Annotated in this window: 14 protein-coding genes and 4 pseudogenes; 9 read left to right on the top strand and 9 right to left on the bottom strand. The window is 67.6% G+C overall.

Annotation, left to right across the window (positions count from 1 at the left end; all coding sequences use genetic code 11):
• Window positions 1-203: 203 nt before the first annotated feature.
• Window positions 204-1931, bottom strand: coding sequence for a long-chain fatty acid--CoA ligase (locus tag N4G66_RS40530; RefSeq protein WP_261709312.1), 1728 nt, complete (start codon window positions 1929-1931; stop codon window positions 204-206).
• A gap of 689 nt (window positions 1932-2620) precedes the next feature.
• Between N4G66_RS40530 and N4G66_RS40525 the strand changes: the two genes are divergently transcribed.
• Complete coding sequence (locus N4G66_RS40525) at window positions 2621-3868, top strand: IS256 family transposase (RefSeq protein ID WP_261709318.1); 1248 nt, start codon at window positions 2621-2623, stop codon at window positions 3866-3868.
• Window positions 3869-4336: 468 nt separating this feature from the next.
• Here the strand turns inward: N4G66_RS40525 and N4G66_RS40520 are convergent, their stop codons facing one another.
• Window positions 4337-5065, bottom strand: coding sequence for an SDR family oxidoreductase (locus N4G66_RS40520; RefSeq protein ID WP_261709311.1), 729 nt, complete (start codon window positions 5063-5065; stop codon window positions 4337-4339).
• A gap of 326 nt (window positions 5066-5391) precedes the next feature.
• Here N4G66_RS40520 and N4G66_RS40515 point away from each other — a divergent pair, with 326 nt between their 5' ends.
• Window positions 5392-5697, top strand: a complete 306-nt coding sequence (locus N4G66_RS40515; protein ID WP_261709317.1) for a DUF6247 family protein — start codon at window positions 5392-5394, stop codon at window positions 5695-5697.
• Window positions 5694-5954 (top strand): hypothetical protein, encoded by a 261-nt coding sequence (locus N4G66_RS40510; RefSeq protein WP_261709310.1) that lies wholly within the window; start codon window positions 5694-5696, stop codon window positions 5952-5954. Before N4G66_RS40515 ends, N4G66_RS40510 begins: the two co-directional genes overlap by 4 nt.
• A 90-nt stretch (window positions 5955-6044) precedes the next feature.
• Here N4G66_RS40510 and N4G66_RS40505 read toward each other — a convergent pair whose 3' ends face one another.
• The 3 genes from N4G66_RS40505 to N4G66_RS40495 all read right to left on the bottom strand — a co-directional run bounded on the left by N4G66_RS40505 (window position 6045) and on the right by N4G66_RS40495 (window position 8411).
• Window positions 6045-6200, bottom strand: a complete 156-nt coding sequence (locus N4G66_RS40505) for a hypothetical protein (protein WP_261709309.1) — start codon at window positions 6198-6200, stop codon at window positions 6045-6047.
• A gap of 488 nt (window positions 6201-6688) precedes the next feature.
• Window positions 6689-7678 (bottom strand): PIN domain-containing protein, encoded by a 990-nt coding sequence (locus N4G66_RS40500; RefSeq protein ID WP_261709308.1) that lies wholly within the window; start codon window positions 7676-7678, stop codon window positions 6689-6691.
• Between the two features lie 274 nt (window positions 7679-7952).
• Complete coding sequence (locus N4G66_RS40495; RefSeq protein WP_261709307.1) at window positions 7953-8411, bottom strand: hypothetical protein; 459 nt, start codon at window positions 8409-8411, stop codon at window positions 7953-7955.
• A 542-nt stretch (window positions 8412-8953) separates the two neighbouring features.
• Here N4G66_RS40495 and N4G66_RS46305 point away from each other — a divergent pair.
• The 4 genes and pseudogenes from N4G66_RS46305 to N4G66_RS40470 all read left to right on the top strand — a co-directional run.
• Window positions 8954-10031: pseudogene (locus N4G66_RS46305) on the top strand (IS630 family transposase).
• Window positions 10032-10209: 178 nt separating this feature from the next.
• Complete coding sequence (locus tag N4G66_RS40480; RefSeq protein WP_261709304.1) at window positions 10210-11580, top strand: DUF6348 family protein; 1371 nt, start codon at window positions 10210-10212, stop codon at window positions 11578-11580.
• A gap of 263 nt (window positions 11581-11843) precedes the next feature.
• Window positions 11844-12770: a Mu transposase domain-containing protein gene (locus tag N4G66_RS40475; RefSeq protein WP_261709303.1), complete on the top strand. Its 927-nt coding sequence runs from the start codon at window positions 11844-11846 to the stop codon at window positions 12768-12770.
• 12 nt (window positions 12771-12782) lie between these two features.
• Window positions 12783-12986: pseudogene (locus N4G66_RS40470) on the top strand (IS21-like element helper ATPase IstB); the annotation flags it as partial.
• A 49-nt stretch (window positions 12987-13035) separates the two neighbouring features.
• Here N4G66_RS40470 and N4G66_RS40465 read toward each other — a convergent pair.
• Entirely contained in the window at window positions 13036-14586 is a 1551-nt protein-coding gene (locus tag N4G66_RS40465; RefSeq protein ID WP_261709316.1) for an ISL3 family transposase, read from the bottom strand.
• A 335-nt stretch (window positions 14587-14921) separates the two neighbouring features.
• Here N4G66_RS40465 and N4G66_RS40460 point away from each other — a divergent pair, with 335 nt between their 5' ends.
• Window positions 14922-15290, top strand: a complete 369-nt coding sequence (locus N4G66_RS40460; protein WP_261709302.1) for a hypothetical protein — start codon at window positions 14922-14924, stop codon at window positions 15288-15290.
• 35 nt (window positions 15291-15325) lie between these two features.
• Here the strand turns inward: N4G66_RS40460 and N4G66_RS40455 are convergent.
• Window positions 15326-15766: pseudogene (locus N4G66_RS40455) on the bottom strand (ATP-binding protein); the annotation flags it as partial.
• Window positions 15767-15907: 141 nt separating this feature from the next.
• Window positions 15908-17011: pseudogene (gene istA, locus N4G66_RS40450) on the bottom strand (IS21 family transposase); the annotation flags it as partial.
• Window positions 17012-17332: 321 nt separating this feature from the next.
• Between istA and N4G66_RS46125 the strand changes: the two are divergent.
• Window positions 17333-17737, top strand: a complete 405-nt coding sequence (locus N4G66_RS46125) for an SMI1/KNR4 family protein (RefSeq protein ID WP_391858968.1) — start codon at window positions 17333-17335, stop codon at window positions 17735-17737.
• A gap of 359 nt (window positions 17738-18096) precedes the next feature.
• On the opposite strand, the gene N4G66_RS40440 is transcribed toward N4G66_RS46125, so the two are convergent.
• On the bottom strand, window positions 18097-18990 hold the full coding sequence (locus N4G66_RS40440) for a LysR family transcriptional regulator (RefSeq protein WP_261709300.1): 894 nt from the start codon (window positions 18988-18990) through the stop codon (window positions 18097-18099).
• Window positions 18991-19050 lie beyond the last annotated feature (60 nt).

Raw genomic sequence — 19050 nt, 5'->3', positions numbered from 1 at the left:
CCGCACTGGCCAGGATGGCGGTTCATGTGAGCCCAGTCTCAATCCCCAGGTCAGGAGTGGTGGGCGCAACCAGATATGCCCCTTTTATTCCTACTGTCCTTCTTAGTAGGTGACGTGGGTCATGTGGGGTGCTTCACCGATTGGACCGTGCTCCGCATGACCTCGCTCACGGGGCGGGAGCGTCGGATGTGACGGAGCGTGCCTCAGGTGGTACGCGCCGAGTCCCGCAGGGCGCCCTTCGACAGCTTGCCGGTGCCCGTCCTGGGCAGTGCGGTCATGAAGAAGAATTCGTCGGGCAGCCACCACCTGGCAACCATCGGCGTGATGTGCCGCAGGAGCTCTTCGGCCGTGGTGACGCTGTCGTCGCGCAGGACGACGTACGCGACGGGGCGCTCCGCCCATCGCGGATCCGGGCGGGCGATCACAGCGACTTCGACGACGTCGGGGTGTGAGGCGATGACGGCCTCGAGCTCGATCGATGAGATCCACTCGCCCCCGGACTTGATCAGGTCCTTGATCCGGTCCACGAGCCGCAGGTAGCCGTCGGCGTCGACAGTGGCCAGGTCGCCGGTGCGCAGCCAGCCATCGCCGGTGAAGCTGTCCTCCCCGTCCGCCCGGAAGTAGCCACCCGCCACCCAGGGGCCCGCCACCTGCAGCTCACCGACGGCGTTGCCGTCGCGCGGGAGCTCCAGGCCTGTCTCGACATCGACGATCCGCAGGTTCACGAGGGGCATGGGCTGCCCCTGGGCGGCCCGCACGGCCACCTGCTGCTCTGTGGTTGCTTTCCGGTGCTGGGTGCGCGTGCCGCCGATGGCCCCGACGGGGCTGACCTCCGTCATCCCCCACGAATGGGTGATGGGTACGCCGAGTGCGGCGCGGTAGGTCTCGGACAGCGCCGGGGGAACGGCGGAGCCGCCACCGAGCAGTAGCCGCGTGGCGCTCAGGTCGTGAGCCCGCAACTCGGGGGCCAGACTTTTCCACACCGTGGGAACGGCACCGGCGACCGTCACCCGCTCGGCCTCCATCAACTGCAGCAGATGAGCCGGATCCGTCGAGTTGCCGGGGAGGACCAAAGAGGCGCCCGCCATCATCGCGCCGTAGGGAAGGCCCCAGGCGTTGGCGTGGAACAGGGGCACAATCGGCATCACAACGTCGCTCTCGCTGAGGCCGATGAGGCCGGCCGCGAGCGTCCCCAAACAGTGCAGAACCGTCGACCGGTGGCTGTAGAGCACACCCTTGGGCGGTCCGGTCGTTCCGGAGGTGTAGCACAGTCCCGAGGCCAGGTTCTCATCCGCGAGTGCGAATGTGTCCTCGAACGAGCCCGTGAACGGATCACCCCTGGAGATCACCTCGTCGTGGTCCAGGAAGCGGGGATCCGCCGGGATCGCCGTGTCGCTGCCGTCGGGCATCACCACCCAGTGCCGCACGCGTGGCATCCGGTCGGCGCTCGGCCAGATCCGGGGGAGCAGCCCGCGATCGACGAACACCACGTCGTCCTCGGCATGGTTGACAATGTATTCAAGGTGCTCCGAGGAGAGCCGGACGTTGATCGTGTGCAGCACCCGCTTGGTGGCCGGCACCGCGAGACAGAGCTCGAGGTGGCGTCGGTTGTTACCGGCGAACGTCGCGACACGGGCACCGACCGGGACGCCGAGGCAGTCCAGTGCAGTGGCCAGGCGCCTGGTGTGGTCGGCCACGTCGGCGTAGGTGAGCCGCCCGGCGCCGGAAGTCGTGACGTGCTTGTGCGCATGGAGCCTCTCGGCGCGCTCCAGGATGTGTGCGATGGTGAGCGGCCGTGGCTGCATCAGCCCGTCCAGGACGTCGATGGCCCCGGCTGCCATCGGCGCCGGTAACTCGTCGCGGTGTGCAGGATCTGGCCGGTCGGCCCCAGCGGCTCCGGTGACGATCGCGACGCGGGACTGATCAGACATGGGTCTTCTCTTTCGGTCAGCGGGTCCGCCCCAGAAGACGGGCACGGTCCAGAGGCGTGCGAGAGATCTGAGCCTGCGGGCTGGTACGGGCCGGGAATTACGGCTCGGACGGCCTCGGTCCGGCCTGGCTGCCCCTCGGTGTCTGGGAGCTGCCGGGGAGGTGAGCAGAAGGGGGCCTGCCCGTCGGCACCGCCGAGCAGGAAGTCAACCGCAGGCTGTGCTTGCGGATCGACGATGCCAGTGACCTCGCCGTCGGCGACGACGCGGGCGTAGCGGCTGGTTGCGGTGAAGCAGACCCGGGCGTCGTCCTCTGAGTCAGCGCAGAAGCTACCGGCCGTCGATGCGGGTGACGGCTCTCCGACACCTCATCCGCATCCCCACGGAAGCGGATGAACTCGCGGGTGAGCATGCTGGAGAACCAGGGCCGACCATCGCGCCGGCGGCCGCTTTCGGGGAAATGGAAGCCTCCAGGTGACAACAGGTGTGATTCGTTTTCATGAGTGTCTTCTCGACACAGCGTGGCTACGTGCCGCACGTCACCCTAGGTCCGACTCCGGAGCGAAGAGAGGTGAGAACCTTCCACTCATCGGCCCGCTTCGGCAGCGGTTCTCTACACTCCGCACCGGCCCTGGGGGACCTGAAGGAAAGTCAGACATCGACGACATCGACGGAATCCATGTCCGCCGACCATCGAGAGGTGCCGCCATAGCAGGGCCTGTGAGGCGCTCCGAAATTTTCGGACAGAAACAGCGGGTTGCGTCCAGGACAACCTCACCGCGGCGAGTCCCGATCTGCTGCGCGCGATGGTCAAGACGTTCGCCGGCGCACTCATGTCCGCCGAGGCGGATGCCCTCTGCAACGCCGAGTACGGGCAGGTCAGCGACGAACGCGTCAACCACCGCAACGGCTACCGCCCGCGCGAGTGGGACACCCGCGCCGGCACCGTCGAACTCGCCATCCCCAAGCTGCGGCAGGGCAGCTACTTCCCGCACTGGCTCCTCGAGCGACGCCGCCGGGCCGAGCAGGCCCTCGTCTCGGTGGTCGCCACTGCCTACCTGCCCGGCGTCTCCACGCGCCGGGTCGAGAAGCTCGCCGAGTCCCTCGGCGTCACCCAGCTGTCGAAGTCCCAGGTCAGCTCGATGGCCAAGCACCTGGACGAGCAGGTCGCCGCGTTCCGCAACCGGCCGCTCGATGCCGGGCCTTACGCGTTCGTCCGGGTGGACGCGCTGACCCAGAAGGTCCGTGAGGGCGGCCGCATCATCAACGTCCACGCGCTGATCGCAGTCGGGGTCAACGCCGACGGGCACCGTGAGATCCTCGGCATCGACGTCGCCACCGCCGAGGACGGCGCCGACTGGCTCGCCTTTCTGCGCTCCCTGACCGCCCGCGGTCTGAACGGTGTCCAGCTCGTCGTCTCCGACGCCCACACCGGCCTCGTCGCCGCGATCGGCGCCGTCCTGCCCGGCGCATCCTGGCAGCGATGCCGCACCCAGTACGCCCGAAATCTGCTGAGCCAGGTTCCGAAATCCGCCCAGCCCTGGGTCGCGACGCTGCTGCGGACCGTCTTCGAACAACCCGACACCAAGGCGATCCAGTCCCAGATGCGCCACGTCCTGGACGCCCTGGAGGCCAAGTTCCCCAAAGCCGCCGCCCACTTGGACGCCGCCCAGCCCCAGCAGCTGCACCTCGTTACCGGCGACGCCGTAGGCAGCCTTCTCCATCCCGAAGGACTGGCCCCAGTGCCGGAAGACTCAAGTGGATCGCACGGCGGGATCTTCATCGCGAACCCCGCCCTGGACCTGCGGGTGGAATCCGAACGCCGCGAGCAGGTCGACAACTGGATGCAGCAACTCGGCCTGGACGCCGGGCTGATTGGCATGGAAGCGCTCATCGACCGCATCCGTGCCACACCCTCCGACAGCGTGCCAGCCCGATAGGGCGACAGTACGGCAGCGTTCAGCAGTGGGCCGGGCTGAGATAGCCCGCCCGGCCCACTGCTGAGCCCGCCCTCCCCTTGACCGCTGCGTCGGCCGGTGCGGGTCACTCGCCGAACAGGGGTATCTGCGCCACGTCGACGTCCGTGCGCACGCAGTGTGGGCGGACCGGGTGCAGTCACCGTCCGGCGCTGTCCCGGGCGACGTCGACAACGACCTCCATCACGATGCGTCGGGCTGTACCAGGGGCTACCGACGAAATGGCTTGACCTGCGGCTTAGCGGAGCTTGGTACGTGAAGTTCCCGTGATGTTCTAGGGGATTCCCGGAGTTCCGGCGCCGAGGGTCTGGTGTGACTGAGTGCTGTAGTTGGCCAGTTTGGCCAACTACAGCACTCAGGACATGGGGCACCTGTCGGCTACCTGGATCGTCCGCGTTCTGGCCGAACTGGAGGTTGGAGGGCGCGGGCGGTTCAGGAGAGCCAGTCGACGTAGCGGGTGGGGGCGAGGTGGGCGTCCTTGTCGGTGAGGACGTCACCCTTGACGACGGCAAACATGCCGGCGGTGGGGTCGGTGACAACGGTGCGGCCGTCGCCCTTGTGGGTGAGGGTGATCCGTCCCAGCTCGTCCAGGGAGAAGACCTCGGGCCCGGAGATGTTGCGAATGCCCCCCAGCGGGGCGCCCGCGGCGACTTCCGCCACCGCGTCGGCCACGTCCTTGGAGGCGATCGGCTGGATCGGCGTGGCGGGCAGCCGGATGGTGTCGCCGTCGGTGGTCCAGGACAGGACAGCGTCCATGAACTCCATGAATTGCGTCGCGCGGACGATCGAGTAGGGGACCGGCCCTGCCGCGAGGATGTCCTCCTGGAGCACCTTGGCCCGGTAGTAGTCCAGCTCCGGCACCTGGTCCGCGCCGACGATCGAGAGAATGACGAAGTGGCCGACGCCGCCCTTCTGGGCCGCGGCCAGAAGGTTGTCCATCGAGGTCTGGAAGAAGGCCGGGGAGGCTTCGTCGAAGGTCGGGGAGTTCGTCAGGTTGACGATGACGTCGGCCCCCGCCACCGCCTCGCCCAGTCCCCGGCCGCTGATGACGTCGATTCCGGTGGACTGCGAGTGCGGCACCGCCTCGTGCCCGACGGCGTTCAGATTCTTGACGACCTGCGACCCGATCAGCCCGGTACCGCCGATGACCGCGAACTTCATGACATACCTTTCGTAAGGAGACGTATCCGAAATATGACACAAAATCTCTATGTAGACGTTTGATGCGAGATCAGGGTCGTAGATCCGGCCAACGTGTTGCTCAACTGGCCAACTCCCGCCCTCAGTGGCCACCTAGCTAGAACGTTCAGTCACACCGGCGCTATCGACCTCGACAAGAGCCCGCTGCTCGATGCCGACCCGCTGCGCCAGCACGTCCGGGCCGTCGCTCGCGCTCTGACCCGGTAGATGTGGATCCGTCGATGCCCGCATCCACGGCCACCCGGCGCGCGTACCGTGGCGGTACGACCCGCCGGGAGGAACAGCCGATGAGCGCGCAGCCCGACCACGTTCCCGTCACGCCGTACGCCCCCGCCCCGGGAGCTCCGGCCGAACTGCTCGCCCAGCTGCGCGCCGACCGGCGTGCGGACCGGTGGGTGCCGGCCTTCCAGCAGGAATGGACGGCCGCGCTGGAAGAGTCGCGCCGGACGTTCTCCCTCGCCGGGCTGTACGAGGTCGTCCAGGTCTGGCAGGCCCGCGTCGCCGCCGCCCCGGCGGTCGACGCGTTCCTCGCTTCCGGCCGTGACGAGACCGGGTTCGTCGACCTCGAGGAGATCCGGAGCAGGCGCCGGTGAGCGGTCAGCCGTACGCGGTCCGGCTGTCGCCGCCCGCCGCGAAGGTGCTCGCCGCACTGCCTGAGCACGCGGAGCAGATGATCTGGGACGTCCTGGACGCCGCGGCCGGGAACCCCTGGGGCTTCCCTCAGTGGGACGTCGGCGACCCTGAGGGCGAGGACGTGCGCATCGCATCCGTCGGCCAGTTGTCCCTCATCTTCTTCGCGAACCGCGCGCTCAGGCACCTGTCGGTGCTGGACATCGTCTGGCTCGGCTGACCCACCCTCGAACGCGCATCGGCCCGTCCCCGGCATTCGAGCTGCCGGGGACGGGCCGATGCGCATGCTATCCGCGCCTGACCATCGTGGTCAGCGGCGGATGTGGACGGTCACGCTGACGATCGTTCCACCAGCGAAGACCGTGCCGCCAAACCACGCCACAGCAGCGATCGGGTCCGCGTGACCGCTGGCGGCCAGCAGGCAGATGGCGACCATCGCCAAGAGCGCGACGATGGCAGGGGTCACCTGGCTGACCTGGGCAAGACGGGACACCGATCTGGCTGCGGTACTGTTCCGCAATGTAGCTACAGGATTCATCTCTCGTGATTTCGCTCGGGCGGATGTGATCCCAACGCGACACCGGGGAGTCCTCGGTCGTACCCTCCGCCGTCCAAAGCCCGGGTGCGGCCTTCGGGGCTCCCCTTTTGCGTGCTGGGACCACGATGGTCGGCGGAGCGTACGTGCCCTGGCTGAAGCCGCCACCCCCCGCGAAAAGGTCCACGATGCCGAACTGCGCTGGCAGTTGGTTGACCACGGACGCTTCGCTGCGAATCCTGCACCCACCTCTGGCGGGAAAGCCAATTCGGCACCCGTAGGAGTCGTGAGAACACCCTTGGGAGTCACACGAAAGTGCCGACGACCAGGAACTGAGCCCACACCGGACATGCCGTGCAGCACACCGTCACCGGGTTCGAGCTGCCATCGACGGGCCGTACGTGTCGCTCGGGCGGCGGCTACCCCCAACGCGGGGCGGTGATCTGCATGTTGGCCCTGCCGATCTGCCATCTGCCGGGCTCTGCCTGGTGGAAGGCGGGGAAACGGTGCAGGAGCCGACCCAGTCCGTCCATGTGCCGACGGTGCGGTTCCTGCGCCGATGCGGGGAAAGCCGCGAGGATCGCGGTGCGAGTCATCGGCTCCGGTGCGCGAGCGAGCAGACGGATGACTTGGGACAGCAGGTCGCTTCCGGCGGTGCCGCGTTCGGCGTCCTTCCAGGCGCGCTCGTGCAGCTCGTGCCGGATGAACGGTTCGCTCAGGACTTTCAGGGCGTCTGTGCCAACCCGAGCGAGCGCCGCGCGGGTCTCCGTGAGCCGGGTGCGGTTGCGATAGGCGTAGATACCGACGGCGGCCGCCGCCGCGCTGGCGGCCAGCGGATGGGCGCGCGCCAGGCGGGCCGTCCCGATCAGGCCGCGGCCGGAGAACTCCAACGCGGTGGTACTGCTGCGGATGCCCTGCTCTGCTGCGCCGATCCGCCCCAGCGCGGCGCGCAGCGCGCCCCAGTCCCGCACGGCGACGTCGTGGCGGATCAGATCGCGGTCGGCAGCGAACAGCACCACGGGAGCGAGCACGCCGGCCAGCTGCAGGAGGCCGACGTCGCTGAGGTCTTCGTGGGCCAGCTTGTCGGCGGCCGCAGTCATTGGCAGTCCGGTGACGGAGACGACGTGCAGCAGCGGCACGTACTGGTGCCACCACAACCACTCCGCCTTCGCAAAATCGAAGGCGCAGCTCTCGCGCTTTCGGTCAGCCAGCACTCGGGGAACCTCCGCCCACACGTAGTGCGGGATGAAGCCGCGCAGCGTTCCGTACCGCATCCCGGCCAGGATCGAGGACGGCTGGCCCCGCGTCAGTGCCGCGGTGATGTCCGAGGTGAGCACCGACGTGTCGAAGACCCCGAGTCGGAAGCCACTGGTCAACGGACGGGGACGGGCGTAGAAGCTGCTGTACATGACGGGAGCGTAGGCCCCCGAGCAGACGCCCAGACAGGGGTTTTCACCGTCCTGCGGGTGGCCCGATCACAGGCCCCGGCAACTCCGTCACACAGGTACGGCGAACCTGAGAGGCCTGTGAGGCTCACAGCCCATATCCACAGGTAGACGCGCCGTCCTGTGAGGCTGTGAGGGACGCGTGACACAGCCGGTTTCCACCGCCGTGTGTCCTCTGCCACGAGATCTTGACCGTCGGATCTTCTGTGATGAGTGGGCCGGTGTGGGCCGTGGTTCGCTAGCGGTGGGAACGGCTGAACAGGTGTGCCTGCCGCACCCCGGCTTTGCGGAGTTCGTCCGTCACGATGCGCAGTGCGGTGCGGGCCATGTGCGGATAGATCCCGTCCTTGCAGTCCATCCAGATGCGGGGCACTGTGGCGTCGACGGCGGCGTAGTTGGGACTGTAGGGAGGGAAGGCCTCGTCCCAGAGGTCCTCGGCCTCCTCCGGAGAGAGTTCGCGGCCGTCCTCGAACACGCGCATCAGCCGAGGTTCCGCAGCGGTGAGTGCGGCGACCGCGCGGGCCGGTTCGTCCGACTCGACGACGATCTCCCAGTTCTGCACCAGCGCATCGCCATTGCCCCCAAGGATCCCGAATGCGTCGGGGCCGACCGTGATACCGCCCGGCTCGCTCTCCGTGACCACGGCCCGCCGCATCCACAACGCCGCCTCGTCGCTGTACAAACAGGCCTCTGTCACGCGCCAGAGCATCTGCGGGCCCGAACCACGAACCGCCTCCTCGAACAGTTCCTGGGCGTGCTCCCACTGCCCTGACTCCCGGGCCAGGCACCCACGCCTGAACGAGGCTTCGGAAGAGTGATCTACAGACGGCGGAAGAGCGTCGGTATCCATGACCCTTCTCTATCAGTGGGCACTGACATTGATGCTGATACTCGGGTTCCGGTGGTCGTGGCTCGGGCACTGATTGACGCTCTGCTGGGCTGTTGACGGCGCTCTTTGAATCTCCTCAGGTGTCGCTCTTGAGCTGGCCAAACCTGCTCAAAGGTGCGGCCGTCGTCGCTGCTCGTTTCGGTCATCGCTTGATGGTTTCACGTTGCCGGTTCCGGGCGAAGGCTGGTATCCGCAGCCGAGCCGCACGGGCGGGAGCCGGGGACAGTCAGCTCCCGCGCGCCAGTGCCGAAGGGCTCCCACCCCGCGGATCGTTACTGACTTCGGCTCGTCAGGGTGAAGTGTCCTGGAATGCCTGATGGCCCCGGCGTGGTGGCGGTATCCCGGAGTGTGTGAGGTATGCGGATGGGGGCGGGCTGACCGCTGTGGGTCGGCGGCGACGTGAGTCGGTGCGGATGCCGGCGGCCGAGCTGTTCGAGCAGGACGTCAAGCCGTTGGAGGTGGCACGGCGCCTGCGGGTGAGCGGGAAGTCGGCCTATCAGTGGCACGAGTTGTGGCGGGCCGGTGGTGCGGGAGCTCTGAATTCGCGTGGCCCGAGCGGCTCGCGGTGTCGTCTGTCCCCGCGCTGTCTGGAGAAACTGACCGCGTATCTGGAGCAGGGGCCGGCCGCGCACGGCTGGGTGGAGGACCAGGTGTGGACCGCCGCGCGGGTGGCCACGCTGATCGGCAGGAAGTTCCACGTCTCGTACAGCGTCTCCGGGGCGACGAGGCTGATGCACCGGCTCGGCTTCAGTCCGCAGGTCCCCGCGCGGCGGGTCTCCGAACGCGACGAGCAGGCCGTCACCGTCTGGAAGGAGGCGACCTGGGAGGAGGTAAAAGAGCCAGGGCGGTCTGCGGGGGCTACCTCTGCTTCGAGGACGAGGCAGGCTTCACCCGGCGGCCGCCCCGGGGACGTACCTGGGGCCGACGTGGCCGCACCCCGGTCGTGACGGTCAGCGGGCGACGCTCGGACGTCTGTCGGTGGCCGGACTGATCGCCATGCGGCCCGGCTCCCGGACCCGGCTGTGCCACCGCCTGCGCACCCACCCCGCGGGCAAGGGCAAGCGTCGCAGCATGGGCGAACGCGACTTCATCGCGCTGATCGACGGCGTCCACCAGCTCGTCAAGGCACCCATCGTGCTGGTCTGGGACCGCCTGAACACCCACGTCTCCCACGCCATACGCGAGCTGATCAACCAGCGCGAGTGGCTGACGGTGTTCCTGCTGCCCGCCTACTCGCCCGACCTCAACCCCGTCGAGTGGGTCTGGGGACACGTCAAACGCAGCCTGGCCAACCTCGCCGTCGTCGCCCTCGACCGACTCGAGACCCTCGTCCGCAACCGGCTCAAGCGTCTTCAGTACCGGCCCGACACCCTCGACGGCTTCATAGCCGGCACCGGCCTGACCCTCGACGCCCCAACCTCACCCTAATCAGCCGAAGTCAGTAAGCGGTCCCGCAGCACTGGAGTGACATCAAAAGTCGCCGACATCGATCACGACACTTGCCGCCAAACAACTCCCGAAGAAGCCGACACAGCCAGGCGAGGGGAAACCCGTGCGACACGACCAGTGGCCGTTCACTACCCTCGCCCTGGGAAAGGACGTGGGCATGGCACTGGTGAAGAAGGGGGCGCGGCGCATAACCGTCGACGGCACCACCTACCATCCACGGGTGTCCTGGATACGACGTCGTACGCGCAAAGAGGAGCCGCCGGCGAAGCGGCTGCCCGACCTGGAGTTTCTCGCCCTGGTGAGGGCCGGGCTCGAAGAGTGCGCGCCCGGTGTGACGCAGGGCGCCCAACTCAAGGGCAACTCGTTGATCAGCCCGCATGGTTGGGCCGTGGCCGTTGCCCCGCCGCACCACGGGGGCGGCCACCACTACGACCTCGTCGCGCTGCCCGACGTCGGTCTCCAGCCGGACGTACCGTGCTTCATGGACTGCGTCGTGTCCATGTCCGCTGATCCGCAGGACGCGGCGAACACGTGGGTGCAGACGGCGGGCGCCTGCCTGCTGGAACTCCTCGATCGCCGCGAGCATTTCGCGGACCACGCGGGCCCCGACGACGAGCGCGGCGTGCCCGGCTGGCACATGATCATGTCGGGTGCAGTCGGCCTCGGAAGCGACATCGACGAGAACCGGCGGCTGCAAGGCGCGCTGCTGGAAGCGAACGTGCTGCACCGGATCGCGGACTCGTTCACTACGGACCTGGAATCGCCCTTCTTCAATGGCGTCAAGGTTTTCTACGGCGGTAGCCCCGGCTCGATGCAGGCCGAGATCCGCGTCAACGGTGAGCGTCATGAGGCCGCTTCGGCAGCGATGGCGGCGCTCGGACTGCCCGAGCCCACGACGTTCACGGCAGTGCGGTTCTACGCGCTGCTGCTTCCGGTACAGGCGAGCGGCGGCGCGCCGAGCTACCCGACGGCCCGGCTCGATCTCGCTCCCGACTCGGTGCAAGCAAATGCCCACACCCACGGTGCCGCCTGCGACTGCGGCGGCCATCTCGACCCGGAGCACCCCGGCTTCGACCTGGCCCTGCCCCACCTGGTGGCCGAGCTCTCAGAGGAGGAGCGCAGGCGCCGGGTGAAGTCTGACACGGGTGCGATCATCATCGCGGAGGGCGTCGGCAACTTCCTCAAGGTCCGCCTCCCGGTCCGTCTGGACGATGGACGCACGGTGGTCTACCTCGCCTGGGTCTACCTCCAGGCAGCTGTGATCGACGACTTCGTGCAGCGGGTCCGCAACGACAACCTGGCCGGCCACCGCTTCGAGGGCCTGCTGTGCAATGCCATCGGTCCCTGGGGCGAGGACGTCCTGCGCGCCCCCGTCGTCCTCGGCGGCCAACGGATCAACGAGGACGGCTCGGTCCGCCGCAGCGAGGTTCTGGAGTCCAGCGACCCCCTGCTCGGCAAGGTGCTGAGCGAGACCTGGGCCGCCGCCTTCGTCCTCGGCGACCGCTTTCCCCGCTCGCCGTCAAGCTGAGGTGCTGGCAGGGGAAGCGGGCCCGAGGGCGCGGAGGACCGAGTAGGGCCGGCGTTTGGCGCTCGATAGGCATGGCAATCACCTGCCGTGTAACCGATCGCGTGAAGTGCAGAGAAGGACCTTCGCCTCGGCCGGGCAGGAGGCGTTCTTCGAGGGCCACGTCCACGCTCTCAACGTGCTGGGCGGAGTGCCGACCGGGGAAGGTCCGCTACGACAACCTCAGAGCTGCAGTCGCGCGGGTTCTGGGCCTCTCGCGGCAGCGGGTGGAGGCCGAGCGGTGGACCGCGTTCCGCTCGCACTACGGCCTGGAAGCTCTCTACTGCCAGCCCGGAATCCGTGGCGCCCACGAGAAGGGCGGGGTCGAGGGCCAGATCGGCTGGTTCCGCCGAAACCACCTCGTCCCCGTCCCGGAGGTCGACACTCTCGCCGAGCTCAACGCCATGATCGAGCAGTGGGATGAGGCGGACAACGCACGGCGGATCCGGTCCCGGCCCCGCACGATCGGCGAGTACTTCGCCTCCGAACAGCCGCTGCTGGCACCGCTGCCGGACGAGCCTTTCGAGACGGGCCGGCTCTTCACTCTGCGAGTCGACCGCTACAGCCAGATCAGCGTCCGGACCAACCGCTACTCGGTGCCGGTCAGGCTGATCGGCCGGAGTGTCCGAGCGATGCTGCATACGTCTGAACTGGTCGTCTATGACGGCCGCGAGGAGGTCGCCCGGCACGAGCGGCTGATCGCCAAGGGCGGCACCCGGCTTGAGTTGGACCACTACCTGGAGGCCCTCGTGCGCAAGCCCGGCGCCCTGCCCGGCGCGACCGCGCTCTACCAGGCCCGATCCGCAGGCAGGTTCACCCCGGTCCACGACGCCTGGTGGGCGACGGCCGTCAAAGCCCATGGCGAACGCGACGGCACCCGCGCGCTCATCGAAGTCCTTCTTCTCGGCCGCCACCTGCCTCACGAACACCTGGTCACCGGCCTCGCAGCGGCCTTGAAAACGGGCGCTCTGACCGCGGAAGAGGACGGCAACACCCCTGCGGAACCCGTGCCGCCGACGGCCGACCGGTCGAAGGCCACCTCGTTGGCCTCCCGTCGCCTGGCCCACCTGCCTCACGACAAGCAGCCGCTTCCCTCGGTCGCCCACTACGACCAGCTGCTGCGACTGCGTCGACCGGACCGCCCCACATCCTGAAGGAGATCGACTGTGACCAGTCCCCGCCAGCGAGGACTGACCGAGCAGGCCGCCACCGCCGCGGTCGACCAGGCATGTCGGATGCTGCGGCTGCCGACCATCCGGTCCCAGTTCCCCGAACTCGCCGAGACCGCCGACCGCGAGCAGATGTCCTACCTCGGTTTCCTCTCCGAACTGCTGCTGGCCGAGTGCGACGACCGGGCCCGGCGCCGCTCTGTCGGCGTACTCGGGGAAGTGGCTCTGGCAAGATTTTCGTAGGCGGAGATCATCTCGGCGGTACGGTCGGCCGGTCCGCATAGCGTCGGCGGAGATGGGCGATCAGGACGACGCGATGGCGGAGAAGGGAGACGCCAGCGCGTCCGCCCATGAGACGTTTCTGCAGCTTGACGTCGGTGATACGGCCCTCGTTGACTCCGGAGTTGTAAGGGGTGGCGATCCCCTGGGCGACGGCATGTCGGTCTTCGCGCAGGGCTCCGGCAAGGCCGGTCAGCGGAGCCAGCCCGGTGTTCGCGAGGTCGTCCAGCCACTCTTGCAAGGAGGTCGCGTCGCGGTTGTCGAGCATGGCTGCGAATCGGCGGACCAGGTCGTGGGCGGTCCTGAGTTCAGGGCAGTGGCCAAGGAGCCGGGGCAGGCGGTCGTTGGTATACGGGCTGCGGCGGTGCGGGTGGGTGGTGATCCATCGGGCGGCTTCGCGCGGGGAGGGCGGTCGCTCGCGGGGCTCGTCCAGGGGCAGGCCCCGTCGCAGGGGTGCGACGGCCATTTTCACTCGCTGGTAGTGGCCAAGGTAGCCCTTGGTCTGCAGTTCTTCATGCAGGATCTTCGCGCTGTGCTGTCCCTCGTCCCAGCGTTGTTGCAGGTAGCCGAGGTAGGGATCCAGGGTGGATGGCCTGCGGGGCGGGCGACGCACCACTTCCTGCCAAGTGTGGGCTCGGGCGTACTTGCTGACGGTGCGGCGGTTCAGGCCGAGCTCCCGGGCCACGGAGCTGTGGCTCCGACCAGAACGGGTCAGGGCCTGCACGGCCTCGAACAGCCTTCGGGCATGGCGCCCGGACCGCGTGTCCGCGACGGTGTTCTCGAAGGGCTCCTCGACCAGTGCGGGACCGGTCTCGCCGATCGGGGGCAGCGCTGCGGGCAGGCATCCGCGGTGGGCGGAGGCGATGTCCTGGACTCGGCGGGAGAGGCCCTGCCAAAGGTGAAAGCGGTCGCTGACCTGCACGGCATCCGGGGCGCCGGCGGTGATGCCCTGTCGGTAGGTGAGGGAGCCGTCGCGGCAGGCAACCTCAACACCTTGGTGCTCACGGAGCCACCGGCCGAGCCGTTCCGCGTCACGTCCTTCCCAGAGTGTGAGCGGGAGTCGGGTGGTGGCGTCGACCAGCAGAGTTCCGTAGGTGTCGCCGTAGAGCGCGAAGTCGTCCACCCCCAGCACCCGGGGCGTGACCAGCGGCGGGAACGGCACCCGCATCAGCTGGGACAAGACGGTGCACCGCGAGAGCCTGATGTTCAAGATCCGAAGCATCCGGGAACCGCCCCGGCCGGCCAGCACCACGCCGACGTCCTCCACTATGCGCTGCAACGGAGGTGTCCGCCGCTGGTAGCGCACGGTAAGCCCCGGCACTTGCTCGGCGAAGGTCACCTTCGGGCAGGTCGTGTTTTCGCAGTACAGGCGGCGCACAGACAAGTCGATACGCAGAGGCCGGCCTGCGAGCGTGACGTCGGAGAGGCTCCGTACATAACGGCTATGGCACCACGCGCTGAGCTGTCCGCAGCCCGTACATCCTGCTGACTCATCGGATCTCGTGCGAGCGCGGACCGCCACCACAGCATCGGAGGTCTCGACCGAGAACACCAGCACACCAGACAACTGCGGTAACAGACTGGCCAGTTCAACAGAGCACAGTCACAGGCTGCCCGGCCTGCAGGCCGGCCGACCGTACCGCCGAGATGATCTCCGCCTACGAAAATCTTGCCAGAGCCGGGGAAGTGCTCAGTCGGGTACAGATGAACGTGCTCAGTTGTCAAAGGCTGCGACTGACGCCCTGTCGGCACTGATCAAGCCCTTTGCGAGGCTGGGCTCGTTCTGCCTATCGTTCGATTCGGCGTCACGGTGGACGCTCGACAGGGCAGTGCCTAAGGCGCGAGGGAGTGACCGTCGTGGGTGTATTCGTCCGGATCAGGGGGTGGTTGGAGTGCGACGATCGGCAGCTTGCCCGGGTCAAGGAGATCGTCAGCTCCGAGGATCCCGATCGGACGTATAGCGGAGGCTGGGGCTTCCCGGCGCGGCAGTACAACTGGACCAACTGGGTTTTCTTCGGCGCCGACATGCGCGAGCAGTCCGTTGACTGGTTTCTGGAACAACTGCGTCTCGTAGCGCGGATTCCTGCCTCCGATGATGACAACGACCTGGTCACCGGCCTCTTCCTCGTCAGCCACGAAGTCGAGGGCATGAGTGAGTGGCAGGTCCGCGATGGGGGTGTAGCGATCGGAAGCGCAAACGGGGAGTACCAGTACCTCGACGAGTAAAGCCACCAACCTATTGGCTGCGCGGACGCAGGCAGTCAGGTCGCGTTGGTGTCGCGTTCGATGGCGGCGAGCCGATTCTTGAGCCGGTAGCTGGGGCCGTTGATGGAGATCACGTCGCAGTGGTGGAGGAGGCGGTCGAGGATCGCAGTGGCGAGGACTTCGTCGCCGAAGACCTGGCTCCACTCGCTGAAGGTCTTGTTCGAGGTCAGGATGATCGACCCCTTTTCGTAGCGCTTGGAGATCACCTGGAAGACCAGGTTGGCCTCGGCTCGTTCCAGGGGCTGGTAGCCCACTTCGTCGACGACGAGGACGCCCGGCCGCAGGTAGGTGCCGAGTTTGCTGGTCAGGCATCCGGCGATCTCGGCGGCTTTGAGGTTGCGGACCATGTCGTCGAGGCTGGTGAAGGGACGGGTTCCGGTCAGCTCGTCATAGACCGACAACGGTCGGCGGCCAACCTCGACGCGGGTGGCAGCCGCCCGGTTCAGCAGGGCCGTCAGCGGCCCGGTCTCGGCGCCCAGGGCGTCCCGATGACGGGGCTGGGGCGGGACATCACCCGTGGTGACACGCCGGTTGTCGCCCCTGGGCAGGCTGTCCCAGTGCTTGCCATCGACGATGCGGGCGCCGCGGCCGACCGCCCTGGGGTGGCTGGCCAGCAACGTCTCGCCGTACTGGTCGGGGACCGTGGAGTGCAGCATGATCTGGGACTTCGTGGCCCGGATCTCGGCCAATTGGCGCGGGCGGACCTTGCGAGCCGGCACCGAGTAGAGGTTCGCGTCGAAGGCCACCAGGCAGTCCTTGCCGACGTGCCGCAGGTGCCGCTGGGTGACCGCATAGGGGATCTGCGGCAGTGGCCGCAGGGCCATATGGTCGCGGACCGCGCGGTGGCCGATGACCTCGCCGTGGGTGCCGTGGACCTTCGCCCGCCGTATAGGCACCCACGCTGTGAACGCGGCGTTCACCTCTTCGACGGAGGAAAACGCACGCCCTGCCAGGACATGGTCGCGGACGATCAGAACCTGCCGCTCGCCCCGTCCTTTGCCGGTGGGTCGGTAGGCGGCCAGCACGTCGATGTCGAAGTCGTAGTGTCCGGCGAAGGCAACCGCCTCCGGATGCAGTGGGACCGCCTCGCCCGGAGCGACGTGCCGGCGCACGACGGTCTTGGTGCGGTCGTAGACGATCGTCATCGGCACCCCGCCGAAGTGCGAGAACGCGCGCCGATGGCAGTCAAAGAACGTCGCCAGGTCCTGACTTGTGGTGAAGCAGCAGAACGGATCGCGAGAGTAGGACAAGGTCATGCGGAACGAGTAGACCTTCGGGATGCCGACGTGGGCGAGGATCTTGCCCACGTCACCCCAGTCGACTTGGGCCTGGGCCCCGGGGATCACCTCGAACCGGCGGTGCAGACCTGCCAGTTCACCCGGGCTGATACCCAGCTCTTCGGCGATACGGGGCCGGGCTTCCTGCAGATAGATCTTCACGCGCTGGTAGTTGCCGGTGAAGCCGTACTCCGCCGCCAGACGTTCGTGGACCACCGCACCCTTGACCAGGATCTCCGCTCGCAGCATCGCGTCGATCAACGGCGCCACCTCGTCCACCACCCGCCCGCGGACCTGCCCGTTCGAGGTCCGCCGCGGAGGGGCGATCGGGGCCTGGGCAGACAGGTACTTGCGGACCGTGCGACGGTTCAGCCCGGTCTCCTTCGAGATCTCCGACAGGCTCATCGCCCCAGACTCGAACAGACCGCGAAAACGCCGAAGTTCCAACCACCGATGCGGGTCCAAGACAACCGTCAGCTGCCTTCCGCCACCCCGAACAGACAGCAGTGTCCTGTCTCAGATAAGTCCGGGTGACTCGGGCGGATGAGCTGCGATGCCCGGAGTTGGGTGAGACAGCTTGCTTGGCACCTGTCTCTGGAAGTCCGGGCAACTGCATCAACCGTGAGCCTGGTAGCCGGTTTTGTCAGACCCGCCGTCTATCGTCTGCCCATGACATCGATGAATCTTGTTCTGTTTGATCAGGCATGAGCCCGGTTCGAGTCGTGGCTGGCCGCCCGGTCGCCAGCGGATCACGCCGCACTTCGGCCGCCGGCAACGGCTGCTGAGATCGCTGAGCTGGAGAAGCAGCTGGGTTTCGCCCTTCATCCTGAGCTCAGGGGGCTGCTGGAGCGGCGGAACGGTGTTGTCGAGCCCGAGCCGAACAGTGGACCCGAGCCAGGAGTTTTCCCGGCTGGCAACATTCTGCCGCTGGGCCATCGGCTCAGCTCGACCGCTGAGATCGCATCGATGCACAAGATTCTCGTGGACGTCGGCGAGGACAACGCCGAGGTCGAGCTGTGGGATGAAGAAGACCTCACTGGTCATCTGCATCTCTGTGTGCCGTTCGCGCTGCCCAACGACGGAGGTGTCGCGTTCGTCGATGGGTGTAGCTCTCTTCCGGGGAAGCTCTGAGCTGGGAGAACGCTGGTTGACGATGTGGGTGGGGTGGGTGTCCTTCTACTGTGGCGGGTGAAGTAGGGGGCATCGATGGTGTCGTTGATTGAGGAGTTGGAGACGCGGGAGGCGGCTGCCCGTGTCCGGGTGGAGGAACTCGAGGCGGAGATCGCCGAGTTGACCTCACGGCTGGCGGGTGAGCGTGAGGTGTGGTCGCGGCTGCGGGAGACGGTGGCCCAGGTACTCGCCGAACTGTCGGGGCAGGACGTGACCGAGACCGCGACGCCGCAGGGGTCGCTGGTCGCGCTTGCCTTGGTTTGTGGGTGGTGGCGGGGTGGTGTCACGGACGACAGCACCGACGCCGCCACATCCCGTATCTATCGCTCCGTTGCGTCCCCGCAGTCCGTCGCCGCCTCGGCGAGTGCGCGTACCAGTGGGGTCGCGCTGCCGGTGCGCCAGATCAGGGCCCACTGGACAGGCGGGGCATCGTGGAGGGGAAGGAAGGCGACGTCAGGCTGCGCGTTGTAGCGCCGTCCCTCGTCGGGGACCGTGCACACCACGTCACCTGCCGCGACGAAGGCAAGGATCTCGTAGAAGGTTGAGACGGCCGGGCCGCGGCGGACGGGGCGTCCGGCCGGTGTGCGGGCCGGCAGGACCGCGCTCTCCCAGTAGGCGGGAAGAGGGCCGTTCAGACGCGGCACGATGTGGTCACCGAGCACCTCCATGCTCACCGACTCCTGCCGGGCGAGCGGGTGGTCGGTGGCCACCATCAAGTGGAGCGGTTCCTCGCGCAGCACCACCCCGACGGTCAAGTCCGGCTCACGAACGGGCAGCCAGGTGGTCACCGCGTCGACCTCACCGGCCCGCAAGGCTCCGAACGGATCGCTGAAGAACACCTCTTTGAACCGGAGTTCGGCGGACGGGTGCCCGGCCCGGAAATGAGTCAGGACCGGGCGCATGTCATGCATCTGTGCACCCATGACCCCCAGCGTCAGCGTGCCGGACGGATGGCGGGCGATGGTGGTCACCTCAGCTATGGCTTCCTGGATGCCCTCGTATGCCGGCTTCAGCCGCTGGAGCAGCATCTCTCCGACAGGGGTCATCCGCACGTGGCGGCTGGTCCGCTCGAAGAGCTGAGCGCCGATGACGCGTTCCTGCTTCTTGATCGCCTGACTGACACGGGCTGGGGAGACATGCAGGCGTTCGGCGCTGCGGCCGAAGTGGAGCTCCTCCGCGAGCATCAGGAAGATCTCTATGTCCCGCAGTTCCATTCCGCCCCCGGTTTCCTCATGGCCCCCGAATTCATGAACCTCTGGGTTAACGACCATAAC

Origin of the sequence: Streptomyces rhizosphaerihabitans (assembly GCF_025399795.1) — a bacterium.
GTDB lineage: Bacteria > Actinomycetota > Actinomycetes > Streptomycetales > Streptomycetaceae > Streptomyces > Streptomyces rhizosphaerihabitans.
The sequence above is the reverse complement of the archived record's forward strand: the minus strand, read 5'-3'. Positions and strand labels throughout refer to the sequence as shown.